Annotated in this window: 13 protein-coding genes and 3 other annotated features; of the genes, 11 read left to right on the top strand and 2 right to left on the bottom strand. The window is 35.0% G+C overall.

The features are described from left to right. The first annotated feature begins 30 nt into the window (after positions 1-30). The 11 genes from MHB74_RS14315 to MHB74_RS14265 all read left to right on the top strand — a co-directional run bounded on the left by MHB74_RS14315 (position 31) and on the right by MHB74_RS14265 (position 20,472). Positions 31-3,543 carry a DUF4020 domain-containing protein gene (locus MHB74_RS14315; protein ID WP_270401324.1) on the top strand — a complete coding sequence of 1,171 codons (3,513 nt, stop codon included), beginning with the start codon at positions 31-33 and terminating at the stop codon, positions 3,541-3,543. Between the two features lie 108 nt (positions 3,544-3,651). Further along, positions 3,652-3,888 (top strand) — a binding site (T-box leader). 54 nt (positions 3,889-3,942) lie between these two features. Continuing rightward, positions 3,943-4,178 (top strand) — a binding site (T-box leader). Positions 4,179-4,372: 194 nt separating this feature from the next. Continuing rightward, complete coding sequence (locus MHB74_RS14310) at positions 4,373-5,449, top strand: bifunctional 3-deoxy-7-phosphoheptulonate synthase/chorismate mutase (protein ID WP_001273575.1); 1,077 nt, start codon at positions 4,373-4,375, stop codon at positions 5,447-5,449. A 9-nt stretch (positions 5,450-5,458) separates the two neighbouring features. Then, positions 5,459-5,678, top strand: a binding site (T-box leader). Between the two features lie 53 nt (positions 5,679-5,731). Beyond that, the gene (gene aroC / locus MHB74_RS14305) at positions 5,732-6,904 is read left to right on the top strand and encodes a chorismate synthase (RefSeq protein ID WP_061679623.1); all 1,173 of its coding nucleotides are present in this window, start codon (positions 5,732-5,734) and stop codon (positions 6,902-6,904) included. Between the two features lie 18 nt (positions 6,905-6,922). Further along, positions 6,923-8,023 (top strand): histidinol-phosphate transaminase, encoded by a 1,101-nt coding sequence (gene hisC / locus MHB74_RS14300; protein ID WP_061679624.1) that lies wholly within the window; start codon positions 6,923-6,925, stop codon positions 8,021-8,023. Further along, positions 8,016-9,116, top strand: coding sequence for a prephenate dehydrogenase (tyrA, locus tag MHB74_RS14295; RefSeq protein WP_061679625.1), 1,101 nt, complete (start codon positions 8,016-8,018; stop codon positions 9,114-9,116). The genes hisC and tyrA overlap by 8 nt, the downstream gene beginning before the upstream one ends. A 16-nt stretch (positions 9,117-9,132) precedes the next feature. Further along, a complete protein-coding gene (gene aroA, locus MHB74_RS14290; protein ID WP_061679626.1) occupies positions 9,133-10,422 on the top strand; it encodes a 3-phosphoshikimate 1-carboxyvinyltransferase in 1,290 nt (429 codons plus the stop codon). A 287-nt stretch (positions 10,423-10,709) separates the two neighbouring features. Further along, a complete protein-coding gene (locus tag MHB74_RS14285; RefSeq protein WP_061679627.1) occupies positions 10,710-11,870 on the top strand; it encodes a GNAT family N-acetyltransferase in 1,161 nt (386 codons plus the stop codon). 229 nt (positions 11,871-12,099) lie between these two features. Then, a complete protein-coding gene (locus MHB74_RS14280; RefSeq protein ID WP_001107306.1) occupies positions 12,100-12,666 on the top strand; it encodes a TetR/AcrR family transcriptional regulator in 567 nt (188 codons plus the stop codon). 251 nt (positions 12,667-12,917) lie between these two features. Then, positions 12,918-16,034, top strand: coding sequence for an MMPL family transporter (locus tag MHB74_RS14275; RefSeq protein ID WP_061679628.1), 3,117 nt, complete (start codon positions 12,918-12,920; stop codon positions 16,032-16,034). A gap of 308 nt (positions 16,035-16,342) precedes the next feature. Further along, entirely contained in the window at positions 16,343-17,968 is a 1,626-nt protein-coding gene (locus MHB74_RS14270) for an ABC-F family ATP-binding cassette domain-containing protein (RefSeq protein ID WP_061679629.1), read from the top strand. 530 nt (positions 17,969-18,498) lie between these two features. Further along, a complete protein-coding gene (locus MHB74_RS14265) occupies positions 18,499-20,472 on the top strand; it encodes an LTA synthase family protein (RefSeq protein WP_061679832.1) in 1,974 nt (657 codons plus the stop codon). Positions 20,473-20,527: 55 nt separating this feature from the next. On the opposite strand, the gene MHB74_RS14260 is transcribed toward MHB74_RS14265, so the two are convergent. Together MHB74_RS14260 and MHB74_RS14255 are read right to left on the bottom strand one after the other, a co-directional pair. Continuing rightward, positions 20,528-21,202, bottom strand: coding sequence for a TerC family protein (locus MHB74_RS14260; RefSeq protein WP_061679630.1), 675 nt, complete (start codon positions 21,200-21,202; stop codon positions 20,528-20,530). 111 nt (positions 21,203-21,313) lie between these two features. Beyond that, positions 21,314-21,976, bottom strand: coding sequence for a DUF3841 domain-containing protein (locus MHB74_RS14255; protein WP_061679631.1), 663 nt, complete (start codon positions 21,974-21,976; stop codon positions 21,314-21,316). Positions 21,977-22,137 lie beyond the last annotated feature (161 nt).

Raw genomic sequence — 22,137 nt, 5'->3', positions numbered from 1 at the left:
AGAAAAAATGTTATAGTAAAATGAGAGTATATGACATTTTTAGGTAAGGGGGAATCCATGGTGTGGATTACTTCAGAAGTAGAAATTCCAGATGAGTTAATTGATCATCTTGAACAAGGAAAGTTAGTACTATTTGTTGGAGCGGGAGTTTCTATGAAAGGGAAATCAAACTTACCGAATTTTGATGATCTAGTTGATGAAATTGCGAAAACGTTATATGTGGAAACACGTGAAATAACAGAACCACATGATTATTATCTTGGTAAAATTGCGAAAACAAAAGATGTACATCAAGTTGCAAGAGATTTAGTTCATACTGAAAAGTCAAAGCCGAATCCACTTCATTATGCGATTCCGAGGTTGTTTCCTTTAGATACAGAAGTCCGTATTGTAACGACAAATTTTGATCGGCATTTTACAACTGCGATGAAAGAAATGAATAGAGAATTAAACGTATATTACGCACCTGCGTTACCTACAGGTCGAGCGTTTAAAGGTCTCGCTTACATACATGGCAATATAGAACAAGAGAAAGAAGCATTAATATTAACAGATGGTGATTTTGGAAGGGCTTACTTGACGGAAGGATGGGCAAGAAGATTTTTAGTGGATTTATTCTCGAATTATACCGTTTTATTCGTTGGATATAGCCATAATGACCCAGTAATGAAATATTTAGCGACGGGTTTACCGCCAAGTACAAGGCGTTATGCATTTGTTGCACAAGGGGAAAATACGTACCACTGGGAGCATTTGGGAATACGGCCGATTGTATATCCGAATAAAGGAAATAATCATCAATCACTCGTTAAAGCAGTGAAGCGATGGGCGGAATTAATGGGAGATAATTATATTACAAAACGAATGCGAATTCGTGACATAGTAACAGTTCCGCCTTCAGTAGAGCAGGAACAATTATCATACATAAAACAATCCATAAAAAAAATTGAAACAGTCCGCTACTTTGTTGAATTTGCTCATGATTATGAATGGGTGGAATGGCTTGAAGCAGAAGGGAAATTACAAAATTTATTTTTAGTTACATCAAATGATAATGAGGTAGATGAACTACTTGCAGAATGGTTAGTGGAACAATTTCTTTTTAGTCATCAAAAAGAATTATTTCAATTAATTTTTAAAAATCATTCTAAACTATCTCCGTTATTATGGAAAACAATTTGTAGCTACTTAAACGAGACGAAAATTGAGATGGACCCGTTGTTGTTTGCGAGATGGACACTTCTTTTACTAGAAACAGCTGAAAAAGATAGTAAATCAATTGAAAAAATTTCTTATTTACTGCAAAAATGTTCTTTTCCTGAGCATAAAGAGATTGCTTTATTGTTACTAACGTTTATTTTGGATGGAAAGCTTAAGTTGAAGCGGGAAAGAAAATGGGGAAATGATACACAAGAATCGATAGAACTTGAGGAATCAAGTCGTTTACCATTGTCTACATTTTCTTATGTGGAGCAAATGTGGAATGAGAAGATGAAACCGTATATTTCCTATTACGCCGTACCAATTATGATGATGGGAGTAGAAAAGATGCGACTGTTATCACTACGACAAACGGCTTTGAAAAAAAAGGATAAGGAAAATGCTGAAAAAGAGTTTCAGCAAAATGATCTTGCCTTTTTAATTCAAATTGTAAAAGAGTGTTTAGCTTATTTATGTGAAAACAATGAGAAAAAAGCAAATTATTATATTACAGAAATGATAGAAGCAAACAGCGTGCTTCAGACCCGAATTGCAATTGATGCAATGAATAAAAACATATTTGTTAGCGCTGATGACAAAATAAAATGGTTGTTACATGAAGGACTTCTTTTAGATGTCACGTATAAACACGAAGTTTTTCAACTTATAAAAAATCATTTCGCATCTTCTCTAGAAAAAACAAAGGAAGAAGTCATTCAGATTGTACTGAAAGACCTTGCAGAGGAGAGAGCATTTGATGTTTGTTTCGTATTAGATTTATTGTTCACTTGTGATTCAAATAGTCCATCTACAGCAAAAGGTTATGAGGTAATGAAGCAAAAACATCCTCACTTTCATTCTGAGCGATACAGTGTACAAAAGAAAGAAACCGCAGAACAAAGTATTACTTGTAATGTAACTGCTGATGGATTATTACAGCTGAAAGACGATGAAATTATGAAACAAGTTCGGCAATTTTCTCAAGACGGAGTTTTTGAACAACGTCATTTTTTAGAGATGTTATCGAAAGCATGTAAATTGAATATAGAATGGAGTATTTCATTTGCTTATCAATTAGTTAGTATGCATGAAATAAGTAATGAAGTATGGTTTGTTTGTATTAGAGAGTGGCGAAATAACCGAGGATTGACAAATGAACAAATCCAAAAAGTTGTACCATTATTGCAGAAATTTGTTAGAAATACTGCTTTCCATTGGTTAATTAGCAGTTTTCTATATGAAATTAGTAATCGATTAGAGGATCTAGAGGAAAACAGCATACGCAACGTAAAACGGTTTGCTTTTGCGGTATTTCCTCAAGTAATGAAAAGTGATACAGATTTTAAGCTTGGAAAACAAGATTTTTACAATGAATCGATCCAGCATCCTGTTGGGAAAATGACAGCTGTATTATTAAAACTGTTATCATATGATCATTTATATGATCGTAACGTGTATGAATATTTATTTTTATTTGAAGAGCAAGTAAGGGTTAGTTCAGAGCGGACAAATTACATGTTAGCTCGTTTAGTAGCAGATATTACATTTCTTTATCATATTGAGAAGCAATGGTGCCGAAAATATTTGTTACCGTACCTAGATTTAAAGAAGGAAAATGAGATTACGAAATATGCATGGGCAGGCTTATGCTACACGCAAATCAATTTACCTTTATTTACAGAAATGAAGCGATTTATTAAGTATGCGGTAGAATATTTGGAAGTATTGCATCCGCATACGAGGGAAGCTTTCTTAAAATGGCTTAGTTTTGTATTTATTAAATGTGTACTGTATTGGGAGCAAAAAACAGATTGGTTATACCCATTGCTTATACAAGAAAATGAAGAAAATAAAATTAAATTTATGCAGTTTTTATGCTATTACGTCAAAACGTTAAGTGTAAAAGAACAACAAAAATTTTGGACAGCTTGGCTCAGTATATTTTTGCGAGAGCGACCGAAAATGGGTGAAATCACAGCTAGAGAATATGTAATGCTTTTACGTATTATTTTATTTATGGATGAAATAGTAGAAAGAGGATTATCGATAATATGTAAATCATTTTCGGACGTGGGTGGAAAAGGGAATCAAACGGAGATAAAACAGTTATTGAACGAAATACTTGAAAAGACAGAGCGTATAAAAATGTCCAAAGATTTGTATGCAAATGTATTTTTTACTTTACTGCAAACGCTTCAGGAAGCCGATTTACTTGAAACGGAAATCATTCGAATAAAAGAAGTATTAATCCGGTACGGAGTAGAAAAGTATGTATTAAATGCAATAGATAATGAGATAATTCGCATCGGAATTGTTATGGAGAATTTACAAGAAGAAATGTAGGGCGAAAGTGGAATTTTAAAAAATATATAAAAAGTTGTTGACAGTGTTTTGAAAAGCGTTCTATAATACGAATCATACTTATTCAATTTCAAAAAACATTTGAATAAACAAAGTGCAATGAAGAGATCACAGTAGTGGTTAGTCTTACTGTAACAGAGAGCTGGTGGTTGGTGTGAACCAGTACAGGGATAATCATGAATTACAGTCTTGGAGCATCTTTTTCGTAATAAAGATAGTTTCGTCTTTATGAAGAAAAAGCGGTCAATTGATCGTTAACAGTGAAGAGAGGTAGACGGAAAGTTAGTCTACAACTAGGGTGGTACCGCGATAAATATCGTCCCTACTGATTTATTCAGTAGGGACTTTTTGTATTTTAGTGGTCCAACTTGAAAATTAAATATACATGCGTTGAAAGGAAAAGCAGTAGTTGTTGTTTCCCTGTAACAGAGAGCTGGTGGTTGGTGCGAACCAGTACAAAAACAAGAGCGAATTACAGTCCTAGAGCATCTTTTTCGTAGTAAAGATAATATTGTCTTTATGAAGGGAAAGACGGTCAGATGATCGTTAACAATGAAGAGAGGTAGACGAAAGAAGTCTACAACTAGGGTGGTACCGCGATAAATATCGTCCCTACTGATTGAATCAGTAGGGATTTTTTGTACAAAAAAGTGGGTTTTTATCTAGTAGATAGTGTCCTTATAGTAAGTATTCGTTTAGAATAAGAAGAGGTATCGATTCCACTTAAAATTTGTATAATTTATCAGTTCAGAAAATAGAGAATTTTTCATTCTCTTACTATACTTTTAAAACATTAGAGGAGGATTTCCAAATGGCAAATCATGAATTAGATCAATTACGTAAACAGGTAGATGAAATTAACTTACAACTATTACACCTTTTAAACAAACGTGGTGAAATCGTTCAAAAAATTGGAGAGCAAAAGCAAGTACAAGGTACGAAACGCTTTGATCCAGTACGTGAGCGTGAAGTACTTGATATGATCGCAGAACATAACGAAGGACCATTCGAAACGTCAACGGTTCAACATATTTTCAAAACAATCTTCAAAGCAAGCTTAGAATTACAAGAAGATGATAACCGTAAAGCATTACTAGTATCACGTAAAAAGAAACAAGAAAACACAATTGTTGATGTAAAAGGTGAATTAATTGGAAACGGAACACAAACGTTCATTATGGGACCATGTGCGGTAGAAAGCTTAGAGCAAGTTCGCCAAGTAGGGCAAGCGATGAAAGACCAAGGATTAAAATTAATGCGCGGTGGTGCGTTCAAACCGAGAACATCTCCTTACGATTTCCAAGGTTTAGGAGTAGAAGGATTACAAATATTACGCCAAGTAGCAGATGAGTTCGACTTAGCGATCATTAGTGAAATTTTAAATCCGAACGATGTTGAAATGGCATTAGACTACGTTGATGTAATTCAAGTTGGAGCACGTAACATGCAAAACTTCGATTTATTACGAGCTGTAGGTAAAGTTAACAAGCCAGTATTATTAAAACGTGGATTAGCAGCAACAATTGATGAATTCATTAACGCAGCTGAATACATCATTGCACAAGGTAACGACCAAATTATTCTATGTGAGCGCGGTATCCGCACATACGAAAGAGCAACACGTAACACATTAGACATTTCAGCAGTACCGATTTTAAAGAAAGAAACACATTTACCAGTTATCGTTGACGTAACGCATTCAACTGGACGTAGAGACTTATTATTACCAACAGCGAAAGCAGCACTTGCAATTGGCGCGGATGCAGTAATGGCTGAAGTACATCCAGACCCAGCAGTTGCATTATCAGATTCTGCACAACAAATGGATATTCCAGAATTCCATAGATTCATGGATGAGTTAAAAGGATTCAAAAATAAATTATCTTAATTCCATATCATATATGCGCTGAAGAGGAAACAGTAGTGCTTATCTCCCTGTTATAGAGAGCTGATGGTCGGTGTGAATCAGTACAAAGATAAGCATGAATTACAGCCTTGGAGCATCTTTTCCGCCAACTGTTGGAGGTAAAGACGGTCAAATGATCGTTAAAGAAGAAGAGAGGTAGACGAAAGTTGTCTACAACTAGGGTGGTACCGCGATAAAAATCGTCCCTACTGAGCGCTCAGTAGGGACTTTTTTGTACAAAAAAATAGTAAAGGGGCAAGAGAAATGAGATACATTACAGCTGGAGAATCACATGGACCGCAGTTAACAGTTATTTTAGAAGGTGTACCAGCAGGTTTAACATTAACAGCGGAACATATTAATAAAGAATTATTAAGAAGACAAAAAGGGCACGGACGCGGAAGACGTATGCAAATTGAAACTGATACAGTTGAAATTGTAAGTGGTGTTCGTCATGGGATAACACTCGGCTCGCCGATAACGTTAATCGTAAAAAATGATGATTTCAAACATTGGACGAAAGTAATGGGTGCAGAGCCAATTTCGGAAAAAGAAAGTAAAGAAATGAAACGTACAATTACAAAACCACGTCCAGGACATGCGGATTTAAACGGGGCAATTAAATACGGTCACCGTGATATAAGAAACGTGCTAGAGCGCTCATCTGCAAGAGAAACGACAGTTCGTGTAGCTGCTGGTGCAGTTGCGAAACAAATTTTAAAAGAATTAGGCGTAGAAATTGCAGGGCATGTACTTGAAATTGGGGGAGTAAAAGCAAAACATATTTCAAACTTATCAATTGAAGAGATTCAAACAATTACTGAAAACTCACCAGTTCGATGTTTAGATAAAGAAGTAGAACAAGAGATGATGGATGCGATAGATAACGCTAAAAGTAGCGGAGATTCAATCGGCGGCATTGTTGAAGTCATTGCAGAAGGCATGCCAATAGGTGTTGGTAGTTACGTTCATTACGATCGTAAATTAGATGCAAAACTAGCTGGTGCAATTATGAGTATAAATGCATTTAAAGGTGCTGAAATTGGTGTTGGTTTTGAAGCAGCAAGACAGCCAGGAAGTAAAGTGCATGATGAAATTTTATGGGATGAAGAACAAGGATACACGAGAAAAACGAATAATGCCGGCGGTTTAGAAGGTGGTATGACAACAGGCATGCCAATTGTCGTAAGGGGTGTTATGAAACCAATACCTACATTATACAAACCGTTAGCAAGTGTTGATATTGATACGAAAGAATCATTCCAAGCGAGTATTGAAAGATCTGATAGTTGTGCAGTACCAGCAGCAGGTGTAGTAGCTGAATCTGTTGTAGCATGGGAACTTGCACACGCACTAGTCGAACAATTCGGAAAAGATCGTATAGAATTAATTCAGCAAAACCTTACGCAACATAACAAATACGCAAAAGAATTTTAATAAAAAGGTGGTTTTAACATGCAAGTAAAAGATCAACTCTCATCATTACAACCATATACACCAGGTAAATCACCTGAACAAATGAAAGAAGTGTACGGAAATCATACATTTGTGAAATTAGCATCGAATGAAAATCCATTCGGCTGCTCACCACGTGTTTTAGATGAGTTGCAAAAATCGTGGTTGGAACATGCTTTATATCCTGACGGAGGTGCTACAACGCTCCGTCAAACAATTGCAAATAAGTTACATGTACAAATGGAACAAGTACTTTGCGGTAGTGGATTAGATGAAGTCATTCAAATAATAAGCCGTGCAGTACTTAAAGCAGGAGATAACATCGTGACGGCTGGTGCGACATTCCCTCAGTACCGTCATCATGCAATTATTGAAGGCTGTGAAGTGAAAGAAATCCCTTTAAATAACGGAGTATACGATTTAGACGAAATTTCGTCAGCCGTAAATAATAATACGAAAATCGTATGGATTTGTAATCCAAATAACCCGACAGGCACATATGTGAATGATCAAAAATTGACTCAATTTATTGAAGGTATTAGTGAAAATACGTTAATTGTCATTGATGAAGCGTACTATGAATACGTAACAGCAAAAGATTTCCCAGAGACATTACCGCTTTTAGAAAAACATAAAAACATTCTTGTACTTAGAACATTTTCTAAAGCATACGGATTAGCTTCTTTCCGCGTTGGATATGCGATTGGACACGAAGAGCTGATCGAGAAATTAAATGTCGTACGTTTGCCATTTAACGTATCTTCATTAGCGCAAAAAGCAGCGACGATTGCTTTTGGTGATGACGAGTTTATTGAAGAAATAGTTCGTGTGAATACAGAAGGATTACAACAATACGAAAGCTTTTGTAAGGAAAATAAAATTTCATTTTATCCATCGCAAACAAATTTCATCTTCTTGCCAGTTGAGAATGCTGGGGATATTTATGAGGCTTGTGCACACGCAGGATTTATTATTCGTCCGTTCCCAAATGGTGTCCGTATTACAGTCGGAACAAGGGAGCAAAATGAAGGAGTGATTTCAGTGTTACAACAACACTTTGAAAATAAAAAAAGAAAGTCTCGAGATGAGGCAAATGCGTAAAAAGGTAGTTTTAATTGGAACTGGTTTAATCGGAGGCTCTCTCTCATTAGCAATTAAGAAAGAGCACGATGTAACGATAACAGGTTATGATATTTTTCAAGAACAAGTAGAGCGTGCAAAAGAATTACACGTAGTAGATGAAGTAGCGGTAGATTTACAGCATGCTTGTGAAGAGGCGCATTTAATTGTTTTTGCTTCTCCAGTTGAAGAAACGAAGAAGTTATTACACAAATTAGCGTCATTTCGTTTACGGGAAGATGTTATTGTAACCGATGTTGGTAGTACAAAAGGGACGATTATGAATGAAGCGGAAGCTTTATTTTCAAAGGAAGTTTCTTTCATTGGTGGACATCCAATGGCAGGTTCTCATAAAACGGGAGTTGAAAGTGCAAAAGCACATTTATTTGAAAATGCATTTTACATTTTGACACCGATGAATCATGTGCCAAATGAACATGTAGAAGAACTAAAGCGTTGGTTACAAGGAACAGGATCTCATTTTCTCGTTTTAAATACGGAAGAACATGATTATGTAACAGGAATTGTTAGTCATTTTCCGCATCTTATTGCAGCAGGATTAGTAAAGCAAGTGGAGAAGCATGCAGGAGATAATCCACTTATTCATCAACTAGCTGCTGGAGGTTTTAAAGACATTACACGTATCGCATCTAGTAGCCCAAAAATGTGGAGTGATATTGTTAAGCAAAATCGTGAGCATTTAATGGTATTATTAAAAGAGTGGATCTCTGAAATGGAAGATTTATATGATACAGTTTCTACCGGAGATGCAGACGAGATTCAAAACTATTTTGCAGACGCGAAAGAATACCGTGACTCTTTACCAGTACGAAAAAGAGGAGCAATTCCTGCCTATCACGACTTATACGTCGATGTTTTAGATAAAGTAGGAGCATTGGCTCACATTACGAGCATTTTAGCGCGCGAAGAAATTAGTATTACGAACTTGCAAATATTAGAAGCGCGTGAAGGATTGCTTGGGGTGTTACGTATTAGCTTCCAAAGAGAAGAAGATCGTATGAAAGCAAAGCTAGCGCTTGGAGAAGAAAAATACCAAACTTATGAAACAATTTAAATGAGAAGGTGAAAACGTGAAGGAAAGAACGATACAACCTGTTAATAACGGATTAAATGGCAACATTACAATTCCAGGTGATAAATCCATTTCACACCGCGCTGTCATGTTCGGCGCGATTGCAGAAGGAAAAACAACAATTAAAGGTTTCTTGCCTGGTGCAGACTGTTTAAGTACGATTTCTTGCTTTAAAGAAATGGGAGTAGACATCGTGCAAAATGGTGATGAAGTCACTGTAGTTGGTAAAGGATTAGAAGGTTTACAAGAACCGAAAGCTGTATTAGATGTTGGTAATTCTGGTACAACAATACGTTTAATGTCAGGAATTTTGGCAAATACACCATTTTTCTCTTGTGTACAAGGTGATGCATCTATTGCAAAAAGACCGATGAAACGTGTTACAAATCCATTAAAACAAATGGGTGCAAACATTGATGGCCGCGAAGAAGGAACGTTTACACCGTTAACGATACGTGGCGGGAATTTAAAAGCAATTGAATACACTTCACCTGTAGCAAGTGCACAAGTTAAGTCAGCTATTTTACTTGCAGGACTTCGAGCAGAAGGTGTAACAGCTGTTACAGAACCACATATTTCACGCGATCATACGGAAAGAATGCTTGAAGCATTTGGCGTTAAAGTAACGCGCGAAGGAAAAACAGTAAAACTTGCAGGTGGACAAAAGCTAACAGCAACAGACGTTCAAGTGCCAGGTGACGTATCGTCAGCAGCATTTTTCCTAGTAGCGGGCGCAATTATTCCAAATAGTAAACTAGTATTACAAAATGTAGGGATGAATCCAACTCGTACTGGTATTATTGATGTATTAGAGAAAATGGGTGCTACGTTTACTGTAGAACCAATTAACGAAGGAGCATCAGAACCAGCTGCAAACATTACAATTGAAACATCTTCATTAAAAGGAACTGAAATTGGCGGAGATATTATTCCAAGATTAATTGATGAGATTCCTGTTATTGCATTAGCGGCAACGCAAGCAGAAGGAATTACAGTAATTAAAGATGCGCACGAATTAAAAGTTAAAGAAACGAACCGTATTGATACAGTCGTTGCAGAATTAACGAAGCTAGGAGCTCGCATAGAAGCAACTGAAGACGGAATGATTATTTACGGGAAATCAGCTCTAAAAGGTAATACAGTAAATAGTTACGGTGACCACCGCATCGGAATGATGCTTGCGATCGCTGGATGTATCGCAGAAGGAAAAACAACAATTGAAGATGCAGAAGCAGTAGGCGTATCATATCCTACATTCTTCGAAGAACTTCAAACGTTAGCTAAATAAAGTGAAACTTTAATCAGTGGGGGGTTCTTCATCCCCCACTGATTATTAGTTGAACCAATCGGACTTTTACGGGCAGTTGATCCCCCACCTAAATTCTTTGCTTTCGCTAAATTTTGAGGTGGGGGTCTTACTGCCCGTTAAAGCGGGATAAAGTAATAAAAAGCAGATACGGGATGTATCTGCTTTTTTATATTGGATTCGTTTCGTGAAGTTCATATAATTTCATTCACCGTACTGTAATATTGAGAATTATGGTACAATTCAAACAAGGAATGGAGGAGAAGTATATGAACGTTATACGATTAAAAGAAGATAAATTCAAAGAAGCATTACGCTTATCAGAATACGCTTTTCAATATAAAGTTGAAGAGGAACGATTGCAGCAGCAACTTACAAAGATGAAAGAAAGTCATGAAATATACGGTATTATGGAAGGGGAAGATTTAGCAGCAAAACTGCATCTCATTCCGTTTCATATATACATAGGCAAAGAAAAATTTAAAATGGGTGGCGTTGCAGGGGTAGCGACGTATCCAGAGTATAGAAGAAGCGGGTATGTAAAAGAATTGCTTCAAGACTCATTACAAACGATGAAAAAAGATGGATATACAGTATCGATGCTACATCCATTTGCCGTTTCATTTTACCGTAAATATGGATGGGAACTTTGTGCGAACCTCCTTGTATGTCAAATGACAAAGAGCGATTTAGTGATGAGAAAACAAGTAAACGGTACTGTGAAACGTTTCAATAAAGAAAATCACTCAGAAGAGGTAGAGAAGCTTTATGAAACATTTGCAAAATGTTTTTCCGGTATGCTAGTTCGCGATGAAAAATGGTGGTTACAAGCTGTTTATGATGATTTAACATTAGCGATTTATTACGATAAAAATAAAACGGCAGCAGGCTACATGCTATATAAAATTGAAAACAACAAAATGACAGTAGAAGAATTTGTTCCACTGCATAATGAAGCACGAAATGGCCTGTGGAACTTTATTTGTCAGCATGATTCTATGATTAAAGAACTTGAAATGACTATAAGTGAAAACGAACCGTTATTATATACACTAGAAGAGCCGCGAGTAAAGGCAGAAATAAAGCCGTATTTTATGGGCAGAATTGTAGATGTAGAGCAGTTCCTAAAACAATATGAATTAAACTGGAACAATGTACAGCAAGAAGTGATTTTACATATTACAGATTCGTTTGCACCGTGGAATAACGTATCAGTGAGGCTTGCGAATCATGAAATAACAATTATGAAAGAGGAAACAATAGATAAAGGAATTAAGCTGGATATAAATGCATTATCTGCAATAATGTTTGGATACAAACGTCCGTTAGAACTTAATGAACTAGAATTCATTACCGGAAGCGAAGAGGAAATACAAGCATTTGAGAATATAGTTCCAGTACGTAAAGCTTTTATTTATGATTTCTTTTAAGATTTAAATAGGAAATGGGGCTGCCTCAAACAAAATTTGGGACGGCTTTCTCTTTCGTTCTCGTTTTTGTCGGAAAGTCGATATATTCTAAAAAACGCTGATATAAATTGATTCACAAACAAGGGATTAAAATTGCAACTATACGTAGTTACGCACTTGACTTTTATTCCCTGTAATTTATAATTAAAAACGGAATGAATTTTCATTCCTGAAAATAGAGGTGGAAAAAATGGCTAAAAACAAACAAGAGGATATTTTTGATGCTGCGATGCAACTTTTTGCAGAGCGTGGTTACGATGGTACGACAATTCCAATGATCGCTGAAAAAGCAAATGTCGGTGCGGGTACTATTTATCGCTATTTTGCAAATAAAGAGGCACTTGTTAACTCATTATTTTCAAAAAGTATGTTACAGCTTTCTGAAATGATAAAAACGGATTTTCCTGTTGAAGCAAATATTCGTGAACAGTTTAGTCATACGTATAACCGTTTATTTGAATTTGCGAGAAACAACGTGGATGCTTTTTTATTTACAAATTCTCACTGCGATAGTTATTTTCTTGACGAACAGAGTAAGAAAATATTTGACGATTTTATAGGCTTCTTTATGAATATTATTGAAGATGGAATCGCAAAAGGTTTTCTTCGTCCATTGCCTCCAGTTGCTTTAATTATTATTGTATATCAACCGTTAGAAAAATTAACGAAAGTAATTGCAACAGGGCAATTAGAATACTCGAAAGAGTTAGTAAAAGAATTGGAAGAAAGCTCTTGGAATGCTATTAGAATCATTTGATTCTATAGCTTTATAAGAACAGGAATGAATATTCATTCCTAAATAGATTTAAAAAATGAAAGTAGGAGAGGATATTTGTGCAACTAAGGGAATGAACATTCATTCCGGGAAGAGTAGTTTAATAGAGTTTATAAAATAAATTAATAGAATGATAGGAATGAACGTTCATTCCTAAAAATAGTTTCGAAATAATAAGAATGAATATTCATTCCTAAACTAACGTGAAACTTTCAAAACGGGAGATGATTAATATGAGTAGGCTGAAAAATTGGAGAAGTTTATCTTTTCTATTATGGATAGTTATTACTATTACAATGATCGTAACGATGCCTAATATGGATAAATTAGTGAAAGAAAAAGGGCATATTACGATTCCTAATACAGAGCAAAGTAGTATCGCTGACAAAATGATAAGAGAGATGGATAAAGACGGGACAGAAAAATATGATGTTATAGCTGTTTTTAATAGTGGAAGTAAAGCAGCTTTAACAACTGAGCAAAAAGATGAAATAATAAAAACAATCAACGCCCTGCAAAATGAAAAAGAGCAATTAGGAATTAAGGAAGTTGTTTCACATTTAGATAATAAAGACTTGGAAAAACAATTGATATCTAAAGACAATACGACCATTTTAACGCAAATCTCTGTGGATAAAAAACATGGTGAAATATCAAAAATTGCAAATGGGCTTCATAATAAAATTAAACCGAAGGGCGTTAAAACGTACTTAACAGGAAGTGATTTAATAGCGGGTGATTTTCTTACATCCTCTCAAGAGGGAGTGAAAAAGACAGAAATTATTTCTATCATTTTCATTTTAGTTGTATTAATCATTGTATTTCGTTCACCAATTGTTCCAATCGTTTCTCTTCTTACAGTTGGTGTATCATATTTAGTTTCAATGGGGATTATCGCCCATCTAGTAGATCAATTTAATTTTCCGTTTTCTAACTTCACACAAGTGTTTGTAGTTGTTGTCCTGTTTGGGGTTGGAACAGATTATAACATTTTATTATATACAAGGTTTAAGGAAGAATTAAGTAAACAAGAAAATGCATTTTTAGCTACGAAAGAAACGTTTAAATCGGCAGGGAAAACCGTTTTATATAGCGGGATAGCGGTACTAATTGGTTTTGCATCTCTTGCTTTAGCGAGTTTTAAATTATATCAATCTACTTCAGCAGTAGCAATTGGTGTCGCAGTATTATTACTCGTATTAACTACGTTAAATCCATTTTTCATGGTGCTATTAGGAAAAGGAATGTTTTATCCAGTAAAAACATTTAAAGGCCATGAGGATAGTCGTTTATGGGGATTTCTTGCGAAAAACTCAGTAGTAAGGCCATTCGCAGCTTTAATCATTGTATTTGTGATATCGATTCCTTTCGTAATGAAATACTCTAATACACTAAATTACAATGATTTATTTGAAGTAGATAATAAATATGAGTCGAAAATGGGGATTAACGTAATAGAAGATCATTTTCCGCCTGGTTTTTCTTCACCAAGTACGTTAGTGATTCAATTAAACAAAAAATTAGATGAAGGAACGTCTCTACAAACTTTAGATGAGTTAACTGATAAAATTTCGAAAGTGAAAGGTGTTTCAGAAGTATATTCACCGACGCGTCCAACTGGGGAAAGGATAAAGGAACTATATATAAATAAACAAGCTGGAGAACTAAATACAGGTTTAGGAGATGCTAATGGTGGTATAAAGGAAATTAATGATGGATTAACTACCGCGAAAGATAAAATGGGTAGTAAAGACTCAAATAGTCTTACAAACGTTCAAAAATTAATTGATGGAACAACGGAAGCGAAAAATGGTGTTTCAGCATTAGGAACAGCTTTAAATCAACTTTCAAATGGCATAAATGACGGAGCACAAGGTGCGCAGCAAATTGAGAGTGGATTAACTTCAGTAAATGAAAATATAAATGTTTTATCTAATGCAACTTCACAACTTCATGCTGGTTATTCGCAGTTAGAAAAAGGTTTAAGTTCTTACGATCAATACTTCGGAAGTATTTCTCAAGCCATTGATGGGGCGAAAAAAGGCTATGAACAAATTGAAATGCTAATGACCAATTTCATTCAAACGAAACCAGAATTAGCAAATAATCCGAACATACTGCAAACGATAGGAATTGCTAAAGAGGCTCAAAAGCAATTAGGTGTGCTTTCAAATGAATTAAATCAATTAGCAACGCAGCATAAAGCAGCGATGGGCTCATTTAAAGAAGCAAATCAATCGTTATTGAAAGTGGATAACGGCTTAAAAGAAATGAACAATGGAGTTACTAAATTACAAAAAGGAGCAGCGGATCTTAAAAATGGATTAGATGAAGGTGCTTCAGGTTCAAAACAAATTGCGAACAAGTCATCTGAGTTACAAACCGGATTAACAAAAATAAATGATGGGCAAGGCCAGTTATTAACCGGGCTGAAAGACTTGCAAGAACAGATGGGGCAATTACAATCAGGATTATCTAAAAGTACAGAAGGGCTTGAAAAGGTAAGTAACGGACTAGGGGATGCTCAGAAATATTTAGGAGAATTGAATGAATCAAAAAGCTCTGAGAAATTTTATATTCCAAAAGAAGTTCTAGAGGGAGAAGATTTCCAAAAAGCATTGAATACGTACATGTCTCATGATAGAAAGACTGCTAAAATGACAATCATTTTAGACGTAAATCCGTATTCAAAAGAAGCGATGCCAATCATTGAAGAAATTAATAAAACGATAGACGGTACGTTAAATGGTACAGAATTAAAATCAGCCAAAAAAGCGATCGGCGGTACAACAGCAAGAAACGTTGATTTAAAAGAAGTAACAGGCCAAGATTTCTTACGTACAGCTACGATTATGTTAATTGGAATTGCGATGGTATTACTCGTTATTACACGGTCATTTTTAAATACAATCTTTATTATTGGATCTTTAATATTAGCTTATTTTGCATCACTTGGTATAAGTGAACAAATTAGTGCACACTTACTAAACGTAGAGTCATTAAGCTGGAATGTACCATTCTTTAGTTTTATTATGATTGTCGCTTTAGGTGTGGATTATAGCATTTTCGTAATGATGCGTTACAATGAGTTAGAGGGAGACCCAGCAACGAAAATTGTAAATGCCTCTCGTCACATAGGAGGAGTTGTATTATCAGCGGCGCTTATTTTAGGTGGAACATTTGCTGCATTAATCCCTTCAGGTGTATTGACACTTATACAAGTAGCATCTGTTGTTAGTGTTGCGCTGTTACTATTAGCTATTATTGTAATGCCAATATTGATACCTGCTTTAATAGGGTTAACGAATAAAATGAAGAATTATACGAAGAAATTAAGCAAAAAAAAATAAAAGAATCCCCTTTTAAAAGGGGATTTTTCTTATTTAATAAACTTGTCCATCACATCTTTATATTTTACAAATTCTTCATCTATCATATCTCTATTCATTATGAAATTCGCTTCTATATAATATTGTTTCGTTAAAAACATACATTTTATTCAAGGTAGAAAAGGGATGAATAGCAATCAACCGTTGCTATTCATCCATCTTCTACTATATAATAGCTATAGTCTACAATAATTGAGTCGTAATATGCGATTTTTTAAGACAATCGGTGAGAAAACGCTGAAATAAGCGGTATTAGTAGGAGGACACAAATGATTACAGTAAGTAACGTTAGTTTGCGTTTCGCGGATCGCAAATTATTTGAAGATGTTAACATAAAATTCACGCCAGGTAACTGCTACGGATTAATCGGAGCAAACGGTGCTGGTAAATCGACATTTCTAAAGATTTTATCTGGAGAAATTGAAGCATCAACAGGTGACATACATATTACGCCAGGTGAGCGTCTAGCAGTATTAAAACAGAACCACTTCGAATATGAAGAGTTCCCAGTATTAGAAACAGTAATTATGGGTCACACGCAACTTTATAAAGTTATGCAAGAGAAAAATGCCATTTACATGAAGGAAGATTTTAGTGATGAAGATGGTATGCGTGCTGCTGAACTTGAAGGTGAGTTCGCTGAGCTTAACGGTTGGGAAGCAGAATCAGAAGCTGCAATCCTACTTAAAGGTTTAGGTATTGGTGAAGATCTTCATGATAAGAAATTGTCAGAATTAACTGGAGCAGAGAAAGTAAAAGTATTACTTGCTCAAGCTTTATTCGGTAAACCAGACATTCTATTACTAGATGAGCCTACCAACCACTTGGACTTAAAAGCGATTCAATGGTTAGAAAACTTCTTAATGAACTTTGAAAATACAGTAATCGTTGTATCCCATGACCGTCACTTCTTAAATAAAGTTTGTACGCACATGGCTGATCTTGATTTCGGTAAAATTCAACTTTATGTTGGTAACTATGACTTCTGGTATGAGTCAAGCCAATTAGCTTTAAAATTAACACAAGATGCTAATAAGAAAAAAGAAGAGAAAGTAAAAGAGTTACAAAACTTCATTGCACGCTTTAGCTCAAACGCATCGAAAGCGAAACAAGCAACTTCTCGTAAAAAATTATTAGATAAAATTACATTAGATGATATTAGACCATCATCACGTCGTTATCCATTCGTTGGCTTTACACCTGAGCGAGAAATAGGAAATGACTTATTAACTGTTGAAGGTCTTTCTAAAACAATTGATGGCGAAAAAGTGTTAGATAATGTGTACTTCACTTTAAATAAAGGTGATAAAGTTGCATTTATCGGTCGTAACGATATTGCGATGACAACATTATTTAAAATCCTTATGGGTGAAATGGAGCCAGATAGCGGTTCATTCAAATGGGGCGTTACAACATCTCAATCTTACTTCCCAAGAGATAACTCTAAATACTTTGAGAACAGTGACTCTAACTTAGTTGATTGGTTACGCCAATTCTCTCCACAAGATGAGTCAGAAAGCTTCTTACGTGGTTTCTTAGGCCGTATGTTATTCTCAGGTGAAGAAGTTAAGAAGAACGTTTCTGTATTATCTGGGGGCGAAAAAGTTCGTTGTATGCTATCTAAAATGATGTTAAGTGGTGCGAACGTAATCACACTTGACGATCCAACGAACCACTTAGACCTTGAGTCTATCACTGCATTAAACAACGGTTTAATCGCATTTAAAGGCACAATGTTATTCACATCTCATGACCATCAGTTCGTACAAACAATTGCAAACCGCATTATCGAAGTAACGCCAAACGGTGTAATTGATAAAGAGGCTACTTACGATGAGTACTTAGAAAATGAAGAACTTCAAAAACAAGTAGATGCAATGTACAATGGTCAATAATAAATGATGAAAAACCTTGCTCTCGTAATGAGAGTGAGGTTTTTTTATAATCATTGATTTTATGAACTGTGAATAATTATACAAAAATAGCTTTGAGGTTGTAGGATATTTTGATGTTGCATATAGAGGAATGGCTGCAGCATGAATAAACTTCAATTACATGAAAGGATGTAATATACACTGAAAAAAACTAATGCTATTTATTGTGAATTTCATTATATTACATTAATGTTCCAGAACTGGAGACATATTTATTTGCGAAGCAGTGAATAAAGGTTTATAGTATGTGGTGTCATAATTAGTGGATGAATCTTGGGAGAAAAACGAAAATGTTACAAAATTATTTTGTTAAATAGAAACCAAGGTCAAAATATTTGTAAAGAAATAGTTGAATAAATAATAGCTTCAAATTATAATTACTAATATTCTTCATATAGTAAAATAAATAAAAACTATTTGGAGATTAAAAATTGAATAGAGAGACAGACTTATATCAAAATAAGCCTTGGATGATCAAAAGAGGTGGAGAGATGAAAAAGTTCTTATTAAAGAGCAAAAGTGTGTTAAGCAATCACTTTGGATTTTTTGTGTTTGCCGTTGTTTTATTCTGGTTAAAAACATATGCAGCATATGTGACAGAATTTAATTTAGGGATATCCAACACAATCCAAAAGTTTTTACTGTTTTTCAACCCGTTAAGCTCAGCAGTTCTATTTTTAGGGCTCGCATTATTTGCAAAGGGGAAACGTGCTTACATTTGGTTAATTGTTATTAATTTGTTAATGTCTATACTTTTATACGCAAACGTAGTATATTATCGCTTTTTCAGCGACTTTATTACGTTCCCGACGTTAACACAAACGAATAACTTTGGAGATTTAGGCGGTAGTATTTTTGCATTACTACACGCATATGATCCACTATATTTCTTAGATACAATCATTTTAATTGTTTTAGTAGCAACAAAATTTGCAAGTCCAAAACCTATCCGTGTTGCAAAGCATAAATTATCACTAGTATTTGTAGCAGGTATTTTATTATTCAGCATTAACTTAGGTCTTGCAGAATCCGATCGACCTGAATTATTAACAAGAACATTTGACCGTAATTATATTGTGAAATATTTAGGGGCATACAACTATACGATTTATGATGGCATTCAAAGTGCGAAAGCATCAACAGAACGTGCGTTAGCTGATGGAGATAATATGACTGAGGTTAGAAATTATCTTGCATCAACATATGCAAGTCCAAATCCTGAGTACTTTGGTAAAGGAAAAGGAATGAACGTAATTTATATTCATTTAGAGTCATTTCAAAACTTTTTAATCGATTATAAATTAAATGGGCAAGAAGTTACACCGTTCTTAAATTCATTTACAAAAGATGCGAATACGTTATACTTTGATAACTTCTTCCATCAAACAGGACAAGGTAAAACATCTGATGCGGAGTTCATGCTAGAAAACTCAATGTTTGGATTACCACAAGGATCTGTTTTTACAAATAAAGCTCATAACACGTTTCAATCAGCACCAGCTATTTTAGGTCAACAAGGATACACATCAGCAGTGTTCCACGGTAACTATAAAACATTCTGGAACCGTGACGAGATTTATAAATCATTTGGTTTTAATAAATTCTTTGATGCGTCATACTACGATATGAACGAAAAAGATGTAGTAAACTATGGATTAAAAGATAAACCGTTCTTTAACGAATCCATTCCATTATTACAAACATTGAAACAACCGTTCTATACGAAGTTCATTACGTTATCAAACCATTTCCCTTATCCGATTGATAAAGAGGAAGCGACGATTGAACCAGCTAAAACAGGCGATTCATCAGTAGACACGTATTTCCAAACAGCACGTTATTTAGATGAGTCTGTAAAAGGATTCTTGGATTACTTGAAACAATCTGGTTTATACGATAACTCAATTATCGTTATGTACGGTGACCATTACGGTATTTCTGATAATCATGGCGCAGCAATGTCTCAAATAATGGGTAAAGAAATGAACTCATTTGAAAATGCACAACTGCAACGTGTACCATTAATCATTCGTGTTCCAGGAATGAAGGGTGGCGTACAACATCAATACGGCGGAGAAATTGATGTTCTTCCGACACTATTACACTTACTAGGTACAGATACGAAAAATTATGTCCAGTTTGGATCAGATTTATTATCACCAGAGCATAAACAAGTTGTTCCATTCCGTAACGGTAACTTCGTAAGTCCAACGGTTACTGCACTGAACGGCAAATACTATGATACAGCGACTGGTAACCCTGTTGAATTAACAGACGAAGTAAAACAAAATGAACAAATGGTTCAAAAATCACTGAAATACTCTGACCAAGTCGTAAACGGTGACTTATTACGATTCTATACACCGGAAGGATTTACACCGGTAGATCGTTCGAAGTACAACTATAACCATCGTGATAAAAATAAAACGAAGGTAAAGACGACTGAAGACGGAGAAACGAAATAAATATTAAAGAGCGCTACTCCTATGAGTAGCGCTTTTGTTTGTACATATAACGTTGTTATGATATAGAAACATCTTTCTTTTTTTGTTTCATCTTTCCAAAGAATACTACACCGGCAATGATAATAATGATAAAGGCCCATTTTATGAAAGGGTTACTTTCGAAAAATCCAGCGAACCATTTCTCATCTACAATCATTTTCGCGGCAGTATAAGCTAAAACAGCTGCTCCAATTGTAATGATGACAGGGAATCGGTCCACCCATTTTAAAATTAATGTACTACCCCATACTACGACTGGAATGGATACTAATAGTCCGATGATGACTAAAGAAAAATTACCATGCGCAGCTCCTGCAACAGCGAGCACATTATCAATACCCATTAATGCATCAGCAATGATAATGGTTTTAATAGCAGACCAAAATCCTTCTTCTGCTTTAATATCATGATCTTTGCCTTCAGCAATTAACTTGTATGCAATCCATATAAGGAGTACACCACCAATTAGAAGTAGCCCTGGTATTTTTAATAACCAAACGACAATTAAGGTAGCGAGGGCTCTAATCGCGATTGCCCCGATAGTTCCCCATATAATCACTTTCTTTTGCTGATCTTTCGGTAATCGCCTTGCTGCTAATCCAATTACAATGGCATTATCCCCAGCTAACACTAAATCAATTACAATGATGGCAAGTAGGGCAGACAAATATTCGGCTGAAAAGAAATCCATATACACATCACTCCTTAAGAGTAATATGTGCTAAAGTGTTGATAATATAAAAATAGGATTGAATTTGTATATTCAATCCATAATTTCTTACTGTATTTTGATATATATGTTTTAATTCCGTATAAGTCGCTTTTGCAATCTTTTTTGCTTTTCGTTTCTTTTTCTTAATTTTCGATTCATCTTTTTGATACGGTTTTCTTTTCTATTATCCCAGTTATCACTTCTGATTTCATTAATAGATTTATCTTCCTTAGCACGAAAACGTCTTACTTTTTTTACGAAGGAAAGGGGGATTTTGCCGATAACACCTTGTTTTTCTAATGAAGCCTCTTTACCTTTATACCAATCAGGATGAGATAATAAATAGTCGAAGTCGAATATTAATCCGTACTCTTTATCCATAAAGGTAAACCATTCTTCTAATGTTGGTTTATTTGTTTGATGAAAATACTGAGAACTATCACCCATGGCACAACACCAATAACTAATATCACTCCATAGTATCCATTCGTTCGGTACGTCAAGTGTTAAAATTACCATTTTTGAATTTTTTCTACCCCAAGCTTTATGATTTCGGTTTGGATAATTATTTGCTTCCCAGACCCAAATAGGATAGTTACCTTCGTAGTGGTGTAACCTTTTTTTAGCTACACGTACCATCCAATCGTATGAATATATAAAATCGGGATCGATGTTTTCTTTACTTCCTTCTAAATAACCAAGTTTTTTAAATTGTTTCCATGCTGCTTCAGCTTGAACTGTATAAACTATCATATGACACCTACTTATTTTAAACTAGGCTATAGTATAGCATGACATGTTTTAAAGTTACATTTATTTGATTGTTTTTTACTAAAAGGAAGAGACTTATATTATTAATACCGTGAAATCTTGTATAGGTTTTCTATGTAAAGAAATTTCCCAATACGATAAAA

Origin of the sequence: Bacillus sp. FSL K6-0069 (assembly GCF_038007785.1) — a bacterium.
GTDB lineage: Bacteria > Bacillota > Bacilli > Bacillales > Bacillaceae_G > Bacillus_A > Bacillus_A mobilis.
This window is presented reverse-complemented; position numbering and strand designations above follow the sequence as displayed.

Coding starts and splice junctions, on each gene's coding strand:
- aroC (WP_061679623.1), top strand. CDS start 5,732: ATGAGATACATTACAGCTGGAGAATCACATGGACCGCAGTTAACAGTT.
- MHB74_RS14270 (WP_061679629.1), top strand. CDS start 16,343: ATGATTACAGTAAGTAACGTTAGTTTGCGTTTCGCGGATCGCAAATTA.
- MHB74_RS14255 (WP_061679631.1), bottom strand. CDS start 21,976: ATGATAGTTTATACAGTTCAAGCTGAAGCAGCATGGAAACAATTTAAA.
- MHB74_RS14275 (WP_061679628.1), top strand. CDS start 12,918: ATGAGTAGGCTGAAAAATTGGAGAAGTTTATCTTTTCTATTATGGATA.
- MHB74_RS14310 (WP_001273575.1), top strand. CDS start 4,373: ATGGCAAATCATGAATTAGATCAATTACGTAAACAGGTAGATGAAATT.
- MHB74_RS14265 (WP_061679832.1), top strand. CDS start 18,499: ATGAAAAAGTTCTTATTAAAGAGCAAAAGTGTGTTAAGCAATCACTTT.
- tyrA (WP_061679625.1), top strand. CDS start 8,016: ATGCGTAAAAAGGTAGTTTTAATTGGAACTGGTTTAATCGGAGGCTCT.
- MHB74_RS14260 (WP_061679630.1), bottom strand. CDS start 21,202: ATGGATTTCTTTTCAGCCGAATATTTGTCTGCCCTACTTGCCATCATT.
- MHB74_RS14285 (WP_061679627.1), top strand. CDS start 10,710: ATGAACGTTATACGATTAAAAGAAGATAAATTCAAAGAAGCATTACGC.
- MHB74_RS14315 (WP_270401324.1), top strand. CDS start 31: ATGACATTTTTAGGTAAGGGGGAATCCATGGTGTGGATTACTTCAGAA.
- hisC (WP_061679624.1), top strand. CDS start 6,923: ATGCAAGTAAAAGATCAACTCTCATCATTACAACCATATACACCAGGT.
- MHB74_RS14280 (WP_001107306.1), top strand. CDS start 12,100: ATGGCTAAAAACAAACAAGAGGATATTTTTGATGCTGCGATGCAACTT.